The following is a 17,923-nucleotide window of genomic DNA, read 5'->3' as shown; positions in this document are numbered from 1 at the left end:
CATGTAATTATAAAGGGTAAACCAACTGTGAAACCAGCCTTAACGCTAAACCTCCTTAATTCCCTCACATACCGGGGTTGAAAGCGATTATTTTATAAATCAAATTTATTTAAAAAAACTTGTAACGTTTATAGCTTTTTACGGATATATAACTTGAGGAGGTGAATGGATGCAGGACAACGAGCAATTATACAGGGAATATTCAACCCAAGTATATAAATTCGTATTTAGCTTTTGTCATAATCACTTGCTGGCAGAAGAAATCACCCAAGAAACTTTTTATAGAGCTATAAAATCGATAGATAAATACGATGGGACCTGCAAAGTATACGTTTGGCTTTGTCAAATTGCTAAACATGTGTGGTATCAGGAGCTGGACAAGCAGCGCAAGCGGAAGTCTGAGGAATTAGAAGACGCTCCTTTGGCTAACGCAAATTCAACAGAATCCCAGTTCATTTTTGCTCAGGACAAAATGGATTTATTTAAACAACTTCATTTACTTGATCCAAACACCAAAGAAGTATTATATCTGCGTTTGACCGGAGAATTCAGTTTTCGGGAAATTGGCGAAATTCTTGGCAGAGATGAGACCTGGGCAAGAGTTACCTTTTACCGTGGAAAACAAAAATTAATGAAAGGAAGATCTTCATGAAATGCGAGATCGTTCAGGATTTATTACCTTCCTATATTGAAAAGCTAACCTCTGTACATAGTAACGAAGAAATCGAAAAACACCTGCAATCCTGTGAAAGCTGCCTTCAATTCTATAATGAAATGACCGCCACAGCAAATCTAAGTGTGCCTATTATTGATAAAGAGGAAGTTAACAAACTCAATTATTTTAAAAAAGTGAAAAAAAAGAATATAAAAACTCTCATTTTTTCCGTCTTATCGGTACTCATACTGGCTACAGCCCTTATTGGACTTTTTGTTATCGGTTTCCCTGTATCCTCTAAAGATGTAGTTATAGATTATCAGAAGACAAAGGATCGTTTGGAAGTTCATCTAACTTTGGAAAATGGCAAGGACCTCGTGTTCTCAGGAAAAACCAAATTTATCCGCGATGAGAATAATAATGTAATCGGTTCTGAAACTAGGTATACGCCTAGAGGTTTACTTCATAATCCCTTTGATGATGTAGGCAAAAAAGTTATGTTGGGGACGGAGATTCATACCGATCTAGATTTTCCAAACAAGTTTATTCTTGAATTCAAAGATAAAACTATGACGTTTGTTAATGGTGTTTTAGTGGAGTAGACATTGCCGCTAAAATAAATAAAGACACCTTTTTAGGTGTCTTTCGCTTTGCACCCTACTAAAAAAGTTAGCATTTTTGTTCGTTTTTTCGCTAAAATATAGGGTTATCGATTTACTGAAAGTATCTTATAATAAAATTACACATGGATATTTCACCTCTTTGTGAACGCGCGTTTATAGATCGGCCCATTAACCACTTAATAGGAGGAATGGTCATGCAATATGGTTATTTTGATGGAAAAAACAAGGAATATCTCATTACCAAGCCGAATACGCCTGCCCCTTGGGCGAATTACCTCGGCTCGCCGGAATACGGTGCGATCATCTCAGGTAACGCAGGCGGCTATAGCTTTGTAAAGTCTGGCGCAAATGGGCGGCATATCCGCTACCACTTCAACTCTAAGGACGAGCCCGGACGCTATATTTACGTGAGAGATTTGGAGAACGGGGATTATTGGTCCGGCTCTTGGCAGCCAGTGGGTAAAGATCTGGAGCAATATAAGTCGGTATGCCATCATGGAACCGGATACACGAGCATCGTCTCGGACTACGATAACATCCATACAGAATCATTATATTATGTACCACTGAACAAAACCTATGAGGTGTGGCGCATGAAGGTGCGCAATGATGGCTCCAAAGCACGCAAGCTGGCTCTCTTCGGATTTGTTGAATTAACCAACAATAACAACTATGAGCAGGATACCGTCAACCTTCAGTACACTCTGTTTATTTCACGGACCTACTATAAAAATAATATGATCCTTCAAGTCATCAATGAAAACACCCCCGAAGAACAAACCTGGAGATTCTTCGGGGCTGCAGGTGCAGAAGTTACCGCTTATGACGGTGACCGGGATACGTTCCTAGGCGATTACCGCAGTTATGGCAATCCGGCCTCTGTTGAGAACGGCCAATGCTCCAATTCATTAAACTACAATACTAACTCCTGCGGGGCCCTGCAGATTAACGTAGATTTACAGCCGGGAGAAGAGAAAGAAATCGTATTTCTACTGGGACAGTATGATGAGAAAGGCGCTTCCGAGATTCTCAGCCATTATAAGGACTTGTCCGTGGTAAATAAAGAACTCGAAGAGTTAAAAGCATTCTGGCACAGCAAGCTTAACCGCTTCCAGGTCCAGACACCAAGCGATAACCTGAACAACATGATCAACACTTGGAATGCATATCAATGCTTTATCACTTTCATCTGGTCACGTGCAGCCTCCTTCCAATACTCCGGTCTTCGTAATGGACTCGGATATCGGGATACCGTGCAGGATATTCAAGGCATCATTCATCTGGATCATGAGATGGCCCTTGAACGTCTAAGACTGATGATATCCGCCCAGGTTTCCAACGGCGGTGGACTTCCGTTGGTGAAATTTGACCACAACCCTGGACATGAGGGCACACCGGATGATCCAGAATACGTGCGGGAAACCGGTCACCCCCATTATCGGGCTGATGACGCTTTATGGCTGTTCCCCACCGTCATTAAATACTTGAATGAAAGTGGCAACTGGGATTTCACAGATGAAATAATCCCTTATTCGGATAAAGGCGAGGGCACAGTGTACGAGCATTTGCGCCAGGCACTTCAGTTCAGTCTGGATCGTATGGGCGCACACGGCATGCCGGTTGGGCTTCATGCCGACTGGAACGATTGCCTACGGCTTGGAGCCAAGGGTGAGTCGTTGTTCGTCGCATTCCAGCTGTATATGGCATTCAAGGTATTCATGGAAATCGCACAAAATAAGAACAAGCCTGAAGATATTCAATGGGCGCAGGGCCTGCTTGATGAGCTGGACGATAACATTCAAAGGCACGCTTGGGAGAACGATCAATTTGTCCGCGGATTTACCGAAGACAACTATACCATCGGCTCCTGGGAGAATGATGAAGCCAAGATCTGGCTCAATCCGCAAAGCTGGGCCGTATTAAGCGGTGCAGCCCGCCCGGATCAGGCGAAGCTCGCCATGGACAAAGTGTATGAGAATCTGCGGACCGATTACGGCACTATGTTATTCTACCCTCCGTTCCGTGAATACGGTTTGCCAGTAGCGTTGATGGCTCTTTTCAACGCCTCAACTAAGGAAAACGGCGGCATCTTCAGCCAGCCGCAGGGATGGCTCATTCTGGCGGAAACCATGATCGGCAACGGTGGGCGCGCGTTCGAATACTTCCTGAATTGCAGTCCGGCCAGCATGAACGATAAGGCTGAAATCCGTAAACTCGAGCCTTATGTACATGGCCAGTTTGTCGAGTCCAAGGACAGCCCATATCAAGGCCGGGCGCATGTCCACTGGCTGACCGGCACCGCTTCAACCGTGATGGTCTCCTTGGTGGAAGGCATTATGGGGGTTCAACCGCAATTTGATGGCCTTCGCCTCAACCCGTGTGTTCCTTCCGACTGGACAGACTTTTCCATGGTCCGGGAATTCCGTGGGAAGAAGCTGAACATCCAGGTGGAGAACAAGAAGGGTGTACAAAAAGGGGTTACCCATATCGTTATTAACGGTGAAGAAATTCAAGGCAACCTGATCCCGGTGGCCAAAATGGCGCCAGAAAACAACGTGCTCGTTATTATGGGTTAAGGCGTATTTATGAGGAATAGATAGGAGGACGGACCCGATAAGGTGCGTCCTCCTGTTTTTACAATTAGAACGAGGCTTGTACACTTGCCTTCCGGCTCTATGACCGCGATTGAGCTGGATTCAAATGACGAAAAAAAGACTGCCGGGACCTTCCCGACAGCCTGAACTCATTCTCATAATTGGCAAACCAAGTTTCTTCGCCTGTAACAATCCTCTACAACCTCGGGTCAATCTCTTTCTCTTTCGTTACCTCGAATAACAGGTTTGCTGCAATTTGCTTGTAGTCCTCGTTGTCAGACGAGATCTCATCCAGCTTCACTTCTAGCATTTGTCTGCCCAGCCGGTGTTCGATTAAGGACGTCCGAAGCTTAGGAGCGATATTCTTCTGTTTCATCAGCTTGGCATACTTATGTGGAAACTTGTAGTCGTACCCGTAGATGATCGACAGGTAGCCCGGATTGCGGACCTTCATGTATGGGACTACCCCCTGCTGTTCTTGCTCCGGTTTGATTACAATTCCCTCCATATGTTTCTCTACCGTTATCTTTGCGAAATACTCCTCTGCTCTGATGTAGGCATCAGGCTCTTTCAAGTCCAAAACCAGAGATTCATCATCATTTAAGAACCTGTATAATTCGGAGGTTTTACCGTCAGGTACCCGTTCAGCACCATTCTCCAGTACTTCCTTCAGGGTTGCAAAAGGTTTGTACGCTAATTCTGCATCACCCGCATACAACTCCAGTTGCTGCTTGTATACTCTGTAAGCTTCCTCACGCTGGTCAAGATCAACATACGATTCTCTTATGTCACGGACATACTTAAAAGTCTGGTAAACATGAGGCCCATAGTTGTTGTTAAGCGCCTCTTTCGACATATGGTGCTGGTCTTGTTCAAACCCGCTTGCTTCAAAATCCTGTATCAGTTTACCCAGTGACTCCTCAAATCCATTTTGTCTTAAGAAATCCAGCTCTGTCTCCAGCGCCCTGCTAATCGGCCGGAACTGACGCTCAATTAACCCATCCCCAAGCGCTTTCCAAGGCAGCAGCTCGCCATCCAGTAAAAGCACACGGATCCCCTGCTCAGCCATATAGGTTCCGAATCTATGCAGCAGTTGTTCGTAGATAGGCGTCAGATCGACCGCCTTAACCTTGTAGCCGTTCCGGCTAATTGCGTAACACTGCTCTATATCCCGGTAAAGGTACACACTACAGCGTGATCCCATATATTTAGGCTGCAGGACGACTTCAGATATACGACGCTCGGCAAAATAATCCAACCCTTTTCGCAGAGACTCAAGCTCACCGGCAGCCATATCCTTATCCGCAGGTGACATCGTCCCGGAGATGAAGTTGACCCGGTTCTGCGAGGAATACTGCAGTCTGCGCACAGACTCGTAATCAAGCTCTAACAAGGATACGGTTTGCTTTTCCCGGAACAGGATAGGTAGCTCTTCGTGCACCGTAGTCACACGCGATTTTTGACTTTTATAGAAAGGTTTAAACGACATGCGAACAGAAGTTAGTTCATTACCCTGCGCACTCCCTGTGTCGAGGTGGAGTTTGTTTTTGATCCGAAAAGTCTGCTTGGCTGCAATATGTCCGAAGAGATGAAAGGGGTGATTACTCACAGCCTCTTGCTTTAGGAAATCAAGCTGTTCCTCAAAGGAAACCTCACGATCCAGCCGAAAGTTACGCTGATGGCGTAGTGAATTCGTATCCAGCTTACCAATGTACTTATTACGGCAAGGAGCATGAGTAACATAAAAAGAAGGACCTTGCATACCTATATAGCGGTAAAAGGGCTGAGATTGCTCCACTAAAGCCGAAAATTTACTAAAAAGCGCGGTATCCTCCTTAAGCACTTGGGTGGAATCAAAGTACGTTCTTAGCAGTTCCGGATCGGTTCCTTGAATCTCACCCTTTACGTACTTGTATACAAAGTTCTCGTGATTGCCCATAACAAATAGGAAATGCTCGCGGTTATCAAATAAGAACTCAATCGTCTCCCGTGTCTTTTTGCCCTTATCAATCCAGTCACCAGCAAGAATGACTCGTGTGTTACTGAGCTTATCTGTTGCACTTAACTTACCTTCGTGCACCCTGTAGCCGTAATTACGTAATAGTCCCTGAAGCTCTTCGACGCACTCATGAACATCCCCAACCACAATATACTCTTGTGCTTGTAGAAGTACCGTAGATGCGTAAGTATCCCAATCCTGTATAATCACCCGGTAGTCCGGGTTAGGTATCCCTTCACCCTCGAGAATAAAATCTTTAGCACGCACTTTATGAATCTTGTTGTAACCTTCCCGTGACAGAACAGGCAGGACTTCTTTTCTCAGCCGGTTTAAATGATTGGAGATCAGCTTCTTCGAGCGCTCCGAGACGTAGTAATCCTCCCGTTTACGGTAATCAAACAGAATAACCTCCAGATTATAATTATTTTGCCCGGCGATCTCACGGACTTTACTACGGTAATCTTCGGATAGCCCAATGGTATCCATCACCACAAACTCCGAATTAATCGGAAAAGAAGTGACTAACTTCAATCTCTCAAACAATAATTGAAAGGTATGCGAACTCGCCTCCAGCATAACCTGATCATACTTATCATAGTCGTAGCCCAATATCTCCTGGCGGATACTATCCGAGGATAAATACTGCACATTCGTACGTAAACCTTTGGAGGCATCCTCTAGTTTTAACTGCGGGATCAGAACTTCTTTAGCAAAAGTTGATTTCCCGCATTCCGTTGCTCCTACAAGCAGAAATATGGTATGTACACGCGTTTGAATTTCCACTGTCTACTCCTCCTTTCTTCGCACAATAGCGCATTGCGTCGTACGGATCTCGCCAACCCGGTCACCAACCATCAAATATTCAACCTCGACTGCTAAACCTTGAACCGTATCCAAAACCCATTGCACGAACGCTTCCTGTCCCATTTCCCACTTGTGATCTTCATGCCGGAATCCTTCCAGCTCATAGTAACGATTGAAATCAGCATTTGGTGTCGTCACAATAAGCTGTTGAAAATTCACATTACCGATTATTTGCTGAATAAGCTCTGCCGCTTCACCCTCACTCATGTGCTCTACAACTTCTGTTAGAATCACATCAACCTGCTCCCCATTGTACGACTCCAGAAAATGGTCCAGTGAGCCAAAGGTTGCAATGTTATCAATGCCCTTAGCTTTCGCTTTCCGATTCACAACCTCCAGCAACGCCTCGGCTATATCTACCGCATAATAGGTGCTCTCTATTTTTCCGGCAAACGGAATTGCATAGAAACCTTCTCCGCAGCCGATGTCCAGAATCGGCTTATTGAATGGAAGCACACTCGAAATAAAAGTACGCCGCTGCATCGCAGTACCGCCATACTCCAGCCCAATAGAATACTGGTCTGTTTGTTCGATGGAGGCTTTATATCGCTTGAACCGTTCCTTAGAGGTAAGGAAATTCCTTGCAAATAGACTTCTTATATAAAAAGGTGCATCAATGACGTTAAGGCTGCGGATATATTTATCCAAAATAGCATCCGAAATATCTATGTACTCATCCCCAAATATGGATAAGAACAAGGACAGCACACCAACAACATGTAAGAGGTGATACAAGCTTTTATGTGTGGTAATCGTCAGCGAATAGCTCTTATGTGCCTGATGCTGCAAGGAGAAGGTATAGCCCTTTAAATGCTTTTGGAAAAATTCAACATAGTGTATCCGCTCAACCTGAACCATATTGATGAAAAAAGAATGCTCATATCCTTCCGCATCCCGTTCATCCTGGGCTTTGAAGGGTGTAGAGAAAAACTCATTGACCGCATTAAGCGGAAATAGAGGTGTGTTAAACCGGGAGACATTTAGATACTCAAAGCCCTCGCTTCCATTCTGCTTGTAGGATATATCGTTATCTGCGTCCTTAAAATAAACGTTATAAGTTGCCTCATCAGAATACCATCCATACGCCACTCCCTGACGAACCGGACGAAGCTGCATACCTGTCACTGGATTTTTTTTAATTAAAAAAGTGAATTTTGGATTCGTAGATTTCAGTTGTACAATAGCCACTACCATCTTCCTCCTATCAATCTTTCTATAGGGCCCGTCCCCATACTCCCTGTAAAGCTTCTCGAAATAGAGCATCCAGCTGATGATCCTTGTTGTTCTCCTTAGCATTCAAGGACGCCGCCACCTTATCCAACACTTGGAACTGTTCTTCTAAATAATCGTTAATCGCGGTTAGCTGCGGCTCGCAGTCTAGTTCCTCACCGGATTTTTTTCGTGCCAGCAATTGCTGAATCACCTGCCACAGCTCTTCATCCTGCGGAATAAGCCGCTCTACCAGTACATCGAACTCCATCGGCGGCATCTCTCCATATCAGTGAGTCCATTCACAGGCTAGAACGGGACGAAGTACATAAAAGTACTTTTTGATCTTGACCTGTTCGCCTTGCAAATAATCACGGTAGTTCCCTCTTGCCATGTTTAAGTAATGGTACATACAAGACTTCGGCGAAAATGTGTACGGGGAGATGCTTCTAAGCTTCTCTGCTGTACTGTACTTTTCTGCATATTGAATGGGTGATTGCAGCCACTCCAGCAGCGGTGGATTAGACTTCCGAAATAAATTCAGTGCTTTCCGCAAATCCCAGCCATTGATATCAAGCATATTGTTAATAGGACGCTCGATCACATCCCGCTTATCAAAAATAGATAGATACCATTCCGGTTTATGCAGATAAATAAATCTCACATCATAATCGCTGTCCTGCGATGGGAATCCCCACGCCCGGCTGCCTGATTCGCAGGCATACAATATTGTAACTTGCTCCTCCTGTTCAATCTGTTCCAGCTGCTCACGGATAAGCTTGTTTATAGGATCCATCTTCATCCCTCCAGATCGGTTACTTCCCTATTCTCTACCCTTGTTACTATTCGAACGCCTCATCAGAATTGCTTTGGCTTCATGGATCTATCTTCGCTCATCTTCCCTGTAACGAACAGGGCGGAAGTATGGCGGCGGCCAAAAACACTTCCATTTTATTCAACTCTGGTGCTTAATATAATGAGTACTACTATTTCTTATGGATTCGCTACAGGCTGGAGGGATACAAATGGCCCGGGAAAGTTTTGACAAGGAGATTCAATTTCTTCGCATGCTCTCTTTAGCGGGGGGAGCTTACAGCAGACAACAATTCGCCGATCGTCTCGGCATTTCTGTACATACCTATGACAAAACGCTGCGCAACCTGAAGGGCATGGTAACCGTCTTACAACAGGATCTGCCTACAGAACAAGGAACAGAACTCTCTGAGTGGCTCCGCTATAACTACTATGAATCTGCCGACCCGCTGCTCCTGTTCTTGTTCCGGGCGAAGTCGCTTAAGGAAACGGAGAGCATCCGGCTTACTCTACTATTAACTGCGCTCCAGACTCAGGAGCTAACGGCTAAAGATCTACAGGATGTCTGCAGTGAGCAAATGCCAACCGATTATCCAATGCCCGATGAGAAAACCATCCGTGGAGATCTGAAATACCTTGAGGAAGTTGGCGTTATTCTTCGTGTAAACGAAGGTCGGCCTTATCGATACAAGGCTGCTAACGATCTGATTGATCAATTATCCGGCGATCAGCTCTTGGATCTTTACGACTATGTTGATGTCATCGCCAACACGCAGACTCCGTCTGTACAAGGTTACCTGCTGCGCGACACCTTAAAAAAGGTCCTGCGGAAGCGGGGTTATACCCTCGAAGCTACGGAAACCCATAGATACAAATATAATTATCATTCACGTATTCTTGATGAGGCACACCTATATACGATATTTGCAGCCATTCAGCAGCGAAAAAAAATCAAGTTTCTATATCTATCCCCTAAAAAGGGCAAAAACTACGCCTCTCAGAATACCAATCCTCTCTTTGAGCGGGAAACAAGGGGCGTCACAGAAACTGTTCTTCCGCTCCGCGTCATCTATGACCATCAATATGGGCGCTGGTATTTAATCGGACATAATTCACGTATGGGCATCATGAAATTCCGAATGGAGGGCCTTACTCAAATTGAGGAGGGCGACACTGTGGAAGAAGCAGAGTTTGCTCAGAAACTCAGCAATCTGGAAGAACAGATGACAACCAGCTGGGTTATAGATACCACCCGTGCAATTAAAGTGGTGGCGAGATTTTATAACCCCAATCGCCCAGGTGTTAATTTTATTCGGGAGCGGGTTGAAGCGCAGGGACAGTGGGGAGAAATTACGGAAGAGTCCGATTCTACATTCCTTTATGAGATCATAGTGAATGGTATTTATGAAATTAAGCCGTGGTTACGAAGCTTTGGCTCGAGCTGCGAGGTATTAGAACCCCCTTGGCTGCGTAAGCAATTTATCGCGGAGTGGAAGGAGATTCACAGCTATTATGAATCCATTTGAGAAAATATTTAACTTCCAAATCATTTCACGCCTCGACGAAGTGGGTTCATTAGCGCTGACCTCTCAGGAACGTTCCTGGCTGAAAACCATGTTAATGCACCCGGCCTCAGAAGCAGCTTTTACACTGGATACCTTAAGTAAATTGAACGCCATATTGGAGGCAGAAGCGTCCACAGAAGTGCGGCAAATTATTATGGAGAAAGCTAAAAGCAAAGAGCGGCAGGTCTATCATCCAATGCTTCGTACACTCCGCCGTATAATCATGCAGAATCAAGCGATCCTTATTACTTTCCATATTAAGCATGGAGGCCAACGAACTGACCAAGCCGGGTTCCCTCACAAGCTGGAATACAACATGTATAAGCGGGAGTGGTATCTGCAATGGTACAGCACCCGGCAACGTTCTCTTATGTCCACTAAACTAAAAAACATTATTTCTGTTGAAGTAGCTCCCTTCCCTGCCAAACGGATTAATGATTTAAAAGCAAGGATAATGCGATTATTAGAGGATCAGAAGGAATGTGCATGTATTCAAGTCATCCCCACCTTTAATGCTGAGCTATCACGAATTCTGTACGCCTTTTCCTGTTTTGATAAATCCGTGTCCTTTGATGAAAATTCGGGTATCTATCGAATCAAAGTCATCTACATGAGAGACGATAGCGAATTCCTATTGTCCAAAATCCGTTTTCTTGGCCTCCGCGTAAAAATCGTCGAGGGTGAGCATCTTAAGCGGCGCATGCTGAAATCCGCAGCTATGGCGATTGACCGGTATGGGGAATAACCGAGAATTAGTATAAGCTGGTCAACTATCCTGAAGTGTTGAAACGTGCTTATATAGTAAAGTAAAAGACACGGTTAAGATGTCTTTTACTTTACTTACAGCAGCTTTCTTAAAAACTGAGAGGTTTATTCTCATGAAAAGAAAATCCGTCTTATGCATATAGTCAAGATGAAAACTCAGAGTTAGTGAGGGGATTAGAAGTGGGAAAGAGAGTTATAGTAAAAATATCAGAATTGACCAAAAAACATAAGATTTCCCTACGACAATTGTCCAGAATATCCGATGTCCGACATGCCGCATTAAGTGAGTTAGCTAATGGAAAAAGGGAGAATATTAACTTTAGTCATATAGGCAAAATTGCAGAAGCTTTAAATATTGAGGATATTCGTGAGATTATTGATTTGGTTGATGATAAAGATTAATCAAATCAACACAAAATTAATAGTTTTTGAATCGACAATAACTCAAGTAATAAGATCATAAGAAAAAGCAAAGAAAAGCGACCCCTACAGGTCGCTTTTCTGCGTTTCTGATACTCCATATTAAAGTAGAGGCAGCCATTCCCCTATTCCAGCTTCATATAGTATAGATTCGCCGTACTATCTTTTGTAATGGTATGTGCACCTGCGGCTAGAGAGACAGTGGCAATGCCATTGGTTATAGGATAACTTGTTCCATCCACTTTGATTTTCGATCCCTCTGTGTTGAACACTAGGGTTAGCGTTGAAGCTTTAGCAGCAGTGAATTGAATGCTGGTAACACTCTCGATTTTTAGACATTGGGTTAGGGTTAAACCCTGATAGGCCACAGTTCCCTTACTTGTTGAGAGATTGCCTTGAATATTGAAGAAGCTGCTTGTTGTTCCATCCGTAGTAAAGTTGTGAACGGTTGCTCCCGCTGTCGGCACTGGCGTTGTCGTCGGTGCTGGAGTCGCTGTTGGAGCTGGGGTCGCTGTTGGCACAGGAGTTACTGTTGGCGTAGGTGTTACTGATGGAGTCGGAGTCGGGTTCGTTGGGTTTGAATTCCCCCCTACAGAGACAAGTCCCGTTGTGTAGCTTCTGATTGCAGACATCAGCGCTGTATTCAACGCATACGAAACGTCATCCACTGAATCATTAAATTCCCATGTGAAGTCTCCGCCATTCAGACGTCCGGCTTTTGCCATAACAATCTGTTCAACATTGCTTACGTTATCAATATTAGATACGTTCACTCCTGTATTTACGCTCGTGTCGAAGTTGTTATAGGCTGTTCCGCCTTTTAATGCTTTGTATGAGCTTGGGACGGTTTCATTTCTTGACGAAGCTAAGTAAGCATCAAATGAGGTAACATTAGCAGGAGCTGTCCCTGTGTTTGAATTCGCATAGATGAGACTTGAAGCCTCTACAATAAGATTGTTATAGGCTTTAATCACACCTCCATTTTCGCCTGAGAATGTGCCCTCCCCTAAAGCATCTGTACCTTGTAAAGAGATCATCATTGGAAACTTAGCATGTCTAAAATAATTAGATTCTACAAAAGCTGAAGCACCTGTAGTAACACCCACACCGTATTTGGAGATACCATCGAAAAAGTTGTTATAGATATGGACGGATGCCACTCTAATCCGCGGATGACGGGAGTCCGAATGGTCAAACCAGTTGTGGTGGAAGGTAACAAAAAATTCAGCCGGCTCACTCAAACCAACTAGCGAAGATTTTCCGGAATCCCAGTAATGGTTGTAAGAGATTGTAATATAGTTGGATCCATTTTTAAGGTCTGTGGAACCGTCGCCCTTGGCTTGGTCTGCATCGCCTCCAGCAGCTCCATAAAAAATATCATTATTATGCACCCAGACATTCATATTGCCAGAATCCATTGAAATGCCATCGTCGGGGAATAACATTACACCCAGGTTTCTTACTTCCACATTACCTACATATCTTAGAAGCATTCCCCAGCCGTATGCGTAAGCATCATTTCCGATACCTTCAATAGTAATATTCATTTCCGAATAATTGTTTTTACCTTTGACTTCAAGATACCCACTGCTGTTAAGCTGTCCACTCAGATCAGCAGCTGTAACTTTTCCGATAATTCGAATCGCAAGTGGAGTGGTATCATAGCCTTTTTGTCTCAGTGCCAAAATACCGCCCAGGCCAACCCCTGTTTGTACAGCGCCGGAGCTGTTGATTTTCACACCAAGGGTTATGGTTTGCGCAGTCTGAGATGTTATATAAAGCACTTGAGCACCATTCTTGAGGGTTCCATTCTCATTATAAGCCCCTGATCCTGTACCATATTGCGAACTAGTCGAAAAAGCAAATCCTGAGCGGTCATATGACGTTACGGATAGTGGATTTGAAACCGCACTTACCGTCCCACCCCCTGACAAAGTAGCTTCAACTTTCATCACATAATTTCCGGCTGCAAGCCCTACAGCATCTGCTCTCCAGTAGGAAGGATATTTGCGGATTAACTCATTATTAATTTGTTGATACCCAGAATCCGCTGCACTTGCCAATTTAACATAAACGTTATACCCTGTCGCATTGCTTACAGGTGACCATTCCACGTATGCCGTTTCATTCCAGCCTCCACTGCCTGTTACCGCAAGACCAGCAGCATGCACCACCGTATTTGTCCATCCACCTACTATTAAAGAAAGAGCAAGAGAAAACAACACAACAATACTGGTTACCTTTGCAACTCTTTTTTTCATTTTATTTCCTCCCTATTTTAATTTGTTGCAGACATCCTTGTAACCGCTTGCAAAAGAATGAAGTTTCTCTTTTCACCTCCTAAATATTTAGAAAGAGATCCTGCATCTAACCCCTGTATCCCTTCGAAAATAATACAAATTCTGGAACCATAACACGTTCAACATATCAAAACTAAAAAAGGTTCCGAAACAATCATTTACTCATATCTCCCCTATCTAACCGTGTTCTGAGCTAATGATTATAGGACAGCGAATGGATTGTGATCATACAACACGAATAGCCACACAGTAGCCAGCACATAATAAAATTCACAACCATTAGGTAATCAAGGAGGAATTTTCAATTGAGCGCAAGTAAACCAGACAAGAATCTGATCAACACTGTAAAAGATTTGGAAGCCACGCCCGTAAACAGCCTGGAAGCCCAACAGCAGCAACAAGCCCGTAATGATCGCCGCAAGCAATCCCAGCATGACAGCGACGGCAAATTCACGGAAAATGAAACCGGGAACTTTCATTAAAGTCAGGGATAATGTTGGCATCTTTTTTTCGAGCTGCAATAACGTAAAAAGACACCCTTCAAGGTGTCTTTTCTTTTACTACCTATGGAGCCGTATCAAATCATTTAATCCTTAGTGCCTGGCTACAACGTGTGCAATAACGTGTACCCGGCGGAGACATTGACCCGCAGCCTTCACAATAAAGCTCCTGCGTCATAGGCTTCACTTGTTCGTCATGTCGGATCGCCTCATTCATTGTTGGATTTAACATATTCAAGGCATGGAACTCCTCTCTTCTTCCCCTACGAATGAGTAAGAACAATAAAAAGAGACCCATAATCCCGACTACGGCCATAACACCGGCCTTCATCAGCCCCGGTTCAAAGTGATAATTCCATAATGCATGCATCACAACTACTACTAAAAACATTTCAATTGCGCGTCGCCATCTTGTCCATGGCTTGACGTCCCCCAAGCTCGAATTCTTATGCATGCTACTTGCATACCATATCCCCACAGTGGCAATCGCAGTCCATGTTCCATGACCGAAGGGCGATAATAATGCTCTCATCCATAGGACGGTAAGCATCCCTATTGACGATGCCTCGTCTAGATGAACCCATCCATAAATAATACTTTCCACTGCTGCGAATCCCATGCCTGCTGCCGCACCAAACACCACTGCATCCATTAGAAATTGGATTTTCCGCGTTCGAACGAGCATCACACAAATTAATAATTTCGCTGTTTCTTCTATTAGGGCTACAGACAAAGGTACGTAAAGCTGTGAAAAATCAGAAGAATTTGCTTTTACTTCAAAAAGCCATATCCGCTCTAAATACCAAGCCAGAGGGATAGCCACAACCGCGGTAGATACAAAAACTAAAACAAGTCTCCGCTGACGGAAGCCTATTAACTGCTGACTTCTCACAAAAGCTACGAAGGCTGCGGGACCCACCACTCCTCCAACAATCAAGGTGGCGATCTTCCACCATTGGCTATGAAGGAATAGTGCCAAGAAGGAGACTACAAGAAATCCACCTACCAGCCATAACAGCTGGTCAATCCACTTGTCTTTGGTTTTAGGTAGAGATTCCTTATCCTCGGCAATAGACTCCTCGCCGATGGCAATTGTAACTTTCTCCAGCAGATGGGGTGTTCGTATGTTTAGAACCTTAATGAGTTGTTGACGAACCGGAGCGTAATAGTCGAGTATAGTTATGAACTCTAACTTGCCCATGATAAGTAATTCACTATCTTCTACCGCGATCAACGTGTGTGAGGCAGCCGTGTCTGTTAGTAACTCTGTCTCTCCATAAAAATCTCCTTCTCGAAGAACAGTCTTACGCCGCTTTTGGCCACGAAGCTCGATACTCCCGCTGTTAATCATGAAAAAATGATCAATTACCGCACCTTCCACGATAATCTCTTCACCCTTCGTGACTTTCTTGAACATTGTAATCTCTGCAAGACCCCGAAGCTCAGCATCAGGTATGACCGACCAGATTGTAGCTTTACGAAGCATACTATGGATCATTCGGATCCGTATGTTCACAAGCACACTCTCGTAAAATAATGGACTTAGGTTCGCCAAATATTCGAAGGATGGACGGTCTAGACGCAACGCCTTTACTGGCCCGATTGCCGTAACACTAGCTGATCTTTGTTCGTTCCGAATAAGACCCATCTCTCCCACTAACTCTCCCGGTCCAAGTTCAGCTAAGAGCAGTGTTTTCCCAACTAAGTTAACTGAGGTTACTTGCACCTTCCCTTGCCATAAAATGAAACAGTCCTTAGAGGTGGACGCTTCCATAAGAAGTCGTTGTCCATCCTCTAAAGACACAAGTGTTATAGCGTTAATTACATTTTGTAGCTCATCATCAGGAATACCTCGTAAAAACGGATGATCTCGTAGAAAATCAACTGCAGCTTTGGATATCATAGTTTTAACTCATCACCGCATATTCCCTATAATACTACTTCTGGAATCTTGCATTTTTTTAATAAAATTCGTCATTACATCGAAGGCTTCGTTACGTTTATTCGTTAAACTTTGCAGGCGCAGCATGTCCATTTGCTGGCTATTACTTGCACTATCAATCTGTGACTTGATTTGCCCTAACAGCTTCTCAAGTTCCCCTTTGGTTTGCGGTATAGCCATGCCCATAGCAGTAAACATAGCACCCTTGTCATCTACCAGCTCCACAGCAGAGCCGGCCTCAGCACCAGAAGGAAGCTTCCCTAGCTCTTCATTAATAACTCCCAACAATTGATTCAGTTTTGCGATTGTTTCATTCTGGGCTTGTACAGCTGTGATTTGATCTTTTAACTGACTCTCTAACATATTAGTACGATTCTCCTGCACAGCCATCATTGCGGTTTCAAGATCCATGCCCTGAATGTTAACCTGTGTCATCCCCTCCAAATTAACGCTACCTACCGAGTTTTGCGTGGCATTTCCATTCAGGGCATCCTTAACAGAGTTATAAACCGAATTGTTATATAACAAGGCCCCTCCTACAATGATCCCCAGTAAAAAAGTACCTGACATAGATAAAACCAATTTTTTTACGCTCATTTCATTTCCCCTTTTCATTTATGGATGATCATTGTGTCATCACGATTAATAAAGCAAAATGTACGCGTTCTTTGTTAATATTGTTATATCATTTAGGGTGATTTATGGTCTGTAACCCCAATTACAAATTCAAACATTTGAACTCACTCAGATTACGTCAAGTATATTTCTAAGTCTATCTATGTTACACACAAGTATTTTCCTCTGATCAATACGTATCAACTGCTCATCCTGTAATCCAAGCAATGATTTTGTCACGGTCTCACGCGCCGTTCCTGTCATATCCGCCAGGTGTTGATGCGTTAATTTCAAATCGATTAGAACACCTTCATCAGAGGGCACTCCGTGCTGTTCTGTTAGACGCAACAACACGCGAGCAATACGCGTACGCACGTCGATAACGGTTAAGTCTGTTATTAATTTATTGGCATCCCGCAGACGATCTAATGCTGTTTCCAAAATGCCGATTAGTATTTCCGGATTACTTTTTAGTAAAGGAATGAACTCACGTTTTTTCAAAATACATAAGGTAGACTTCTCAATGGTCCTTGCAGAAGCAGAGCGCGCTCTTTCGTTTTGCAACAAAGCCATCTCTCCAAAGAAATCACCTTCTCTAAAAATAGAAAGAATTACATCCCTAGAGTGGTTATCTTGATAGATTTGAACAACTCCAGAGAGAACCAGATAAAGCTCCTCTCCCTCTTCACCCTCAAAAAAAATGGACTCTCCTTTTATATAAGTACGCTCGTTACATACCTTAGCAATTTCAGCTAAATATTCATCATCAAGATGTTCAAAGAACGGAAAATCCCGTAACAGTTGTGGGTTCATCTTCTAGAGGTTCCTCCAGTATAAGTAATAAATTTTTTAGGATTGAATCGCGAAACCTATCCTATATTGTAATGCTTTTAATTTAAGATAAATAGTGACAGCAGTCATTAAATTATGATGTGACATTTTTACATTTTATGGGTTTGTGATTGAGTATATTTCACAAATTTTCCAAATGCATCATCGTAAAATGGAAGGTTTTGGTTGTTTAGGACAAGAATAAAGTTAAGATTCTAAATTCCGAGA

The 17,923-nt window shown here is 43.6% G+C and carries 13 protein-coding genes and 1 pseudogene; 7 read left to right on the top strand and 7 right to left on the bottom strand.

Annotated elements, in window-relative coordinates; all coding sequences use genetic code 11:
* Positions 1 to 169: 169 nt before the first annotated feature.
* The 3 genes from NST40_RS01090 to NST40_RS01080 all read left to right on the top strand — a co-directional run bounded on the left by NST40_RS01090 (position 170) and on the right by NST40_RS01080 (position 3,854).
* A complete protein-coding gene (locus tag NST40_RS01090) occupies positions 170 to 652 on the top strand; it encodes a sigma-70 family RNA polymerase sigma factor (RefSeq protein WP_036687188.1) in 483 nt (160 codons plus the stop codon).
* Positions 649 to 1,257 carry a zf-HC2 domain-containing protein gene (locus tag NST40_RS01085; RefSeq protein WP_342410331.1) on the top strand — a complete coding sequence of 203 codons (609 nt, stop codon included), beginning with the start codon at positions 649 to 651 and terminating at the stop codon, positions 1,255 to 1,257. Before NST40_RS01090 ends, NST40_RS01085 begins: the two co-directional genes overlap by 4 nt.
* Positions 1,258 to 1,472: 215 nt before the next feature.
* Positions 1,473 to 3,854: a N,N'-diacetylchitobiose phosphorylase gene (locus tag NST40_RS01080; protein ID WP_076275901.1), complete on the top strand. Its 2,382-nt coding sequence runs from the start codon at positions 1,473 to 1,475 to the stop codon at positions 3,852 to 3,854.
* Between the two features lie 214 nt (positions 3,855 to 4,068).
* Here the strand turns inward: NST40_RS01080 and NST40_RS01075 are convergent, their stop codons facing one another.
* The 3 genes and pseudogenes from NST40_RS01075 to NST40_RS01065 form a co-directional block, all read right to left on the bottom strand.
* Positions 4,069 to 6,654, bottom strand: a complete 2,586-nt coding sequence (locus NST40_RS01075) for a metallophosphoesterase (protein ID WP_341000916.1) — start codon at positions 6,652 to 6,654, stop codon at positions 4,069 to 4,071.
* Positions 6,655 to 6,657: 3 nt separating this feature from the next.
* Positions 6,658 to 7,923 (bottom strand): class I SAM-dependent methyltransferase, encoded by a 1,266-nt coding sequence (locus tag NST40_RS01070; protein ID WP_342410330.1) that lies wholly within the window; start codon positions 7,921 to 7,923, stop codon positions 6,658 to 6,660.
* 25 nt (positions 7,924 to 7,948) lie between these two features.
* Positions 7,949 to 8,740: pseudogene (locus tag NST40_RS01065) on the bottom strand (nucleotidyltransferase domain-containing protein).
* 229 nt (positions 8,741 to 8,969) lie between these two features.
* On the opposite strand from NST40_RS01065, the gene NST40_RS01060 reads away from it, so the two are divergent.
* The 3 genes from NST40_RS01060 to NST40_RS01050 all read left to right on the top strand — a co-directional run bounded on the left by NST40_RS01060 (position 8,970) and on the right by NST40_RS01050 (position 11,489).
* Positions 8,970 to 10,283, top strand: coding sequence for a WYL domain-containing protein (locus tag NST40_RS01060; RefSeq protein ID WP_076192616.1), 1,314 nt, complete (start codon positions 8,970 to 8,972; stop codon positions 10,281 to 10,283).
* On the top strand, positions 10,270 to 11,067 hold the full coding sequence (locus NST40_RS01055; RefSeq protein ID WP_076192619.1) for a WYL domain-containing protein: 798 nt from the start codon (positions 10,270 to 10,272) through the stop codon (positions 11,065 to 11,067). The genes NST40_RS01060 and NST40_RS01055 overlap by 14 nt, the downstream gene beginning before the upstream one ends.
* 200 nt (positions 11,068 to 11,267) lie before the next feature.
* Positions 11,268 to 11,489 carry a helix-turn-helix transcriptional regulator gene (locus NST40_RS01050; protein WP_076219837.1) on the top strand — a complete coding sequence of 74 codons (222 nt, stop codon included), beginning with the start codon at positions 11,268 to 11,270 and terminating at the stop codon, positions 11,487 to 11,489.
* 143 nt (positions 11,490 to 11,632) lie between these two features.
* On the opposite strand, the gene NST40_RS01045 is transcribed toward NST40_RS01050, so the two are convergent.
* Positions 11,633 to 13,768: a pectate lyase gene (locus NST40_RS01045; protein ID WP_076219838.1), complete on the bottom strand. Its 2,136-nt coding sequence runs from the start codon at positions 13,766 to 13,768 to the stop codon at positions 11,633 to 11,635.
* A gap of 344 nt (positions 13,769 to 14,112) precedes the next feature.
* On the opposite strand from NST40_RS01045, the gene NST40_RS01040 reads away from it, so the two are divergent.
* A complete protein-coding gene (locus NST40_RS01040; protein WP_175617392.1) occupies positions 14,113 to 14,289 on the top strand; it encodes a hypothetical protein in 177 nt (58 codons plus the stop codon).
* Between the two features lie 100 nt (positions 14,290 to 14,389).
* Here NST40_RS01040 and NST40_RS01035 read toward each other — a convergent pair whose 3' ends face one another.
* The 3 genes from NST40_RS01035 to NST40_RS01025 form a co-directional block, all read right to left on the bottom strand.
* Positions 14,390 to 16,210: a cyclic nucleotide-binding domain-containing protein gene (locus tag NST40_RS01035; RefSeq protein WP_342410328.1), complete on the bottom strand. Its 1,821-nt coding sequence runs from the start codon at positions 16,208 to 16,210 to the stop codon at positions 14,390 to 14,392.
* A gap of 12 nt (positions 16,211 to 16,222) precedes the next feature.
* Entirely contained in the window at positions 16,223 to 16,846 is a 624-nt protein-coding gene (locus tag NST40_RS01030) for a hypothetical protein (RefSeq protein ID WP_076219839.1), read from the bottom strand.
* Positions 16,847 to 16,993: 147 nt separating this feature from the next.
* On the bottom strand, positions 16,994 to 17,677 hold the full coding sequence (locus NST40_RS01025; RefSeq protein ID WP_342410327.1) for a Crp/Fnr family transcriptional regulator: 684 nt from the start codon (positions 17,675 to 17,677) through the stop codon (positions 16,994 to 16,996).
* Between the last annotated feature and the right edge of the window lie 246 nt (positions 17,678 to 17,923).

Source organism: Paenibacillus sp. FSL R10-2778 (genome assembly GCF_038593035.1).
Taxonomy (GTDB): Bacteria; Bacillota; Bacilli; order Paenibacillales; family Paenibacillaceae; genus Paenibacillus_AQ; species Paenibacillus_AQ odorifer.
This window is presented reverse-complemented; position numbering and strand designations above follow the sequence as displayed.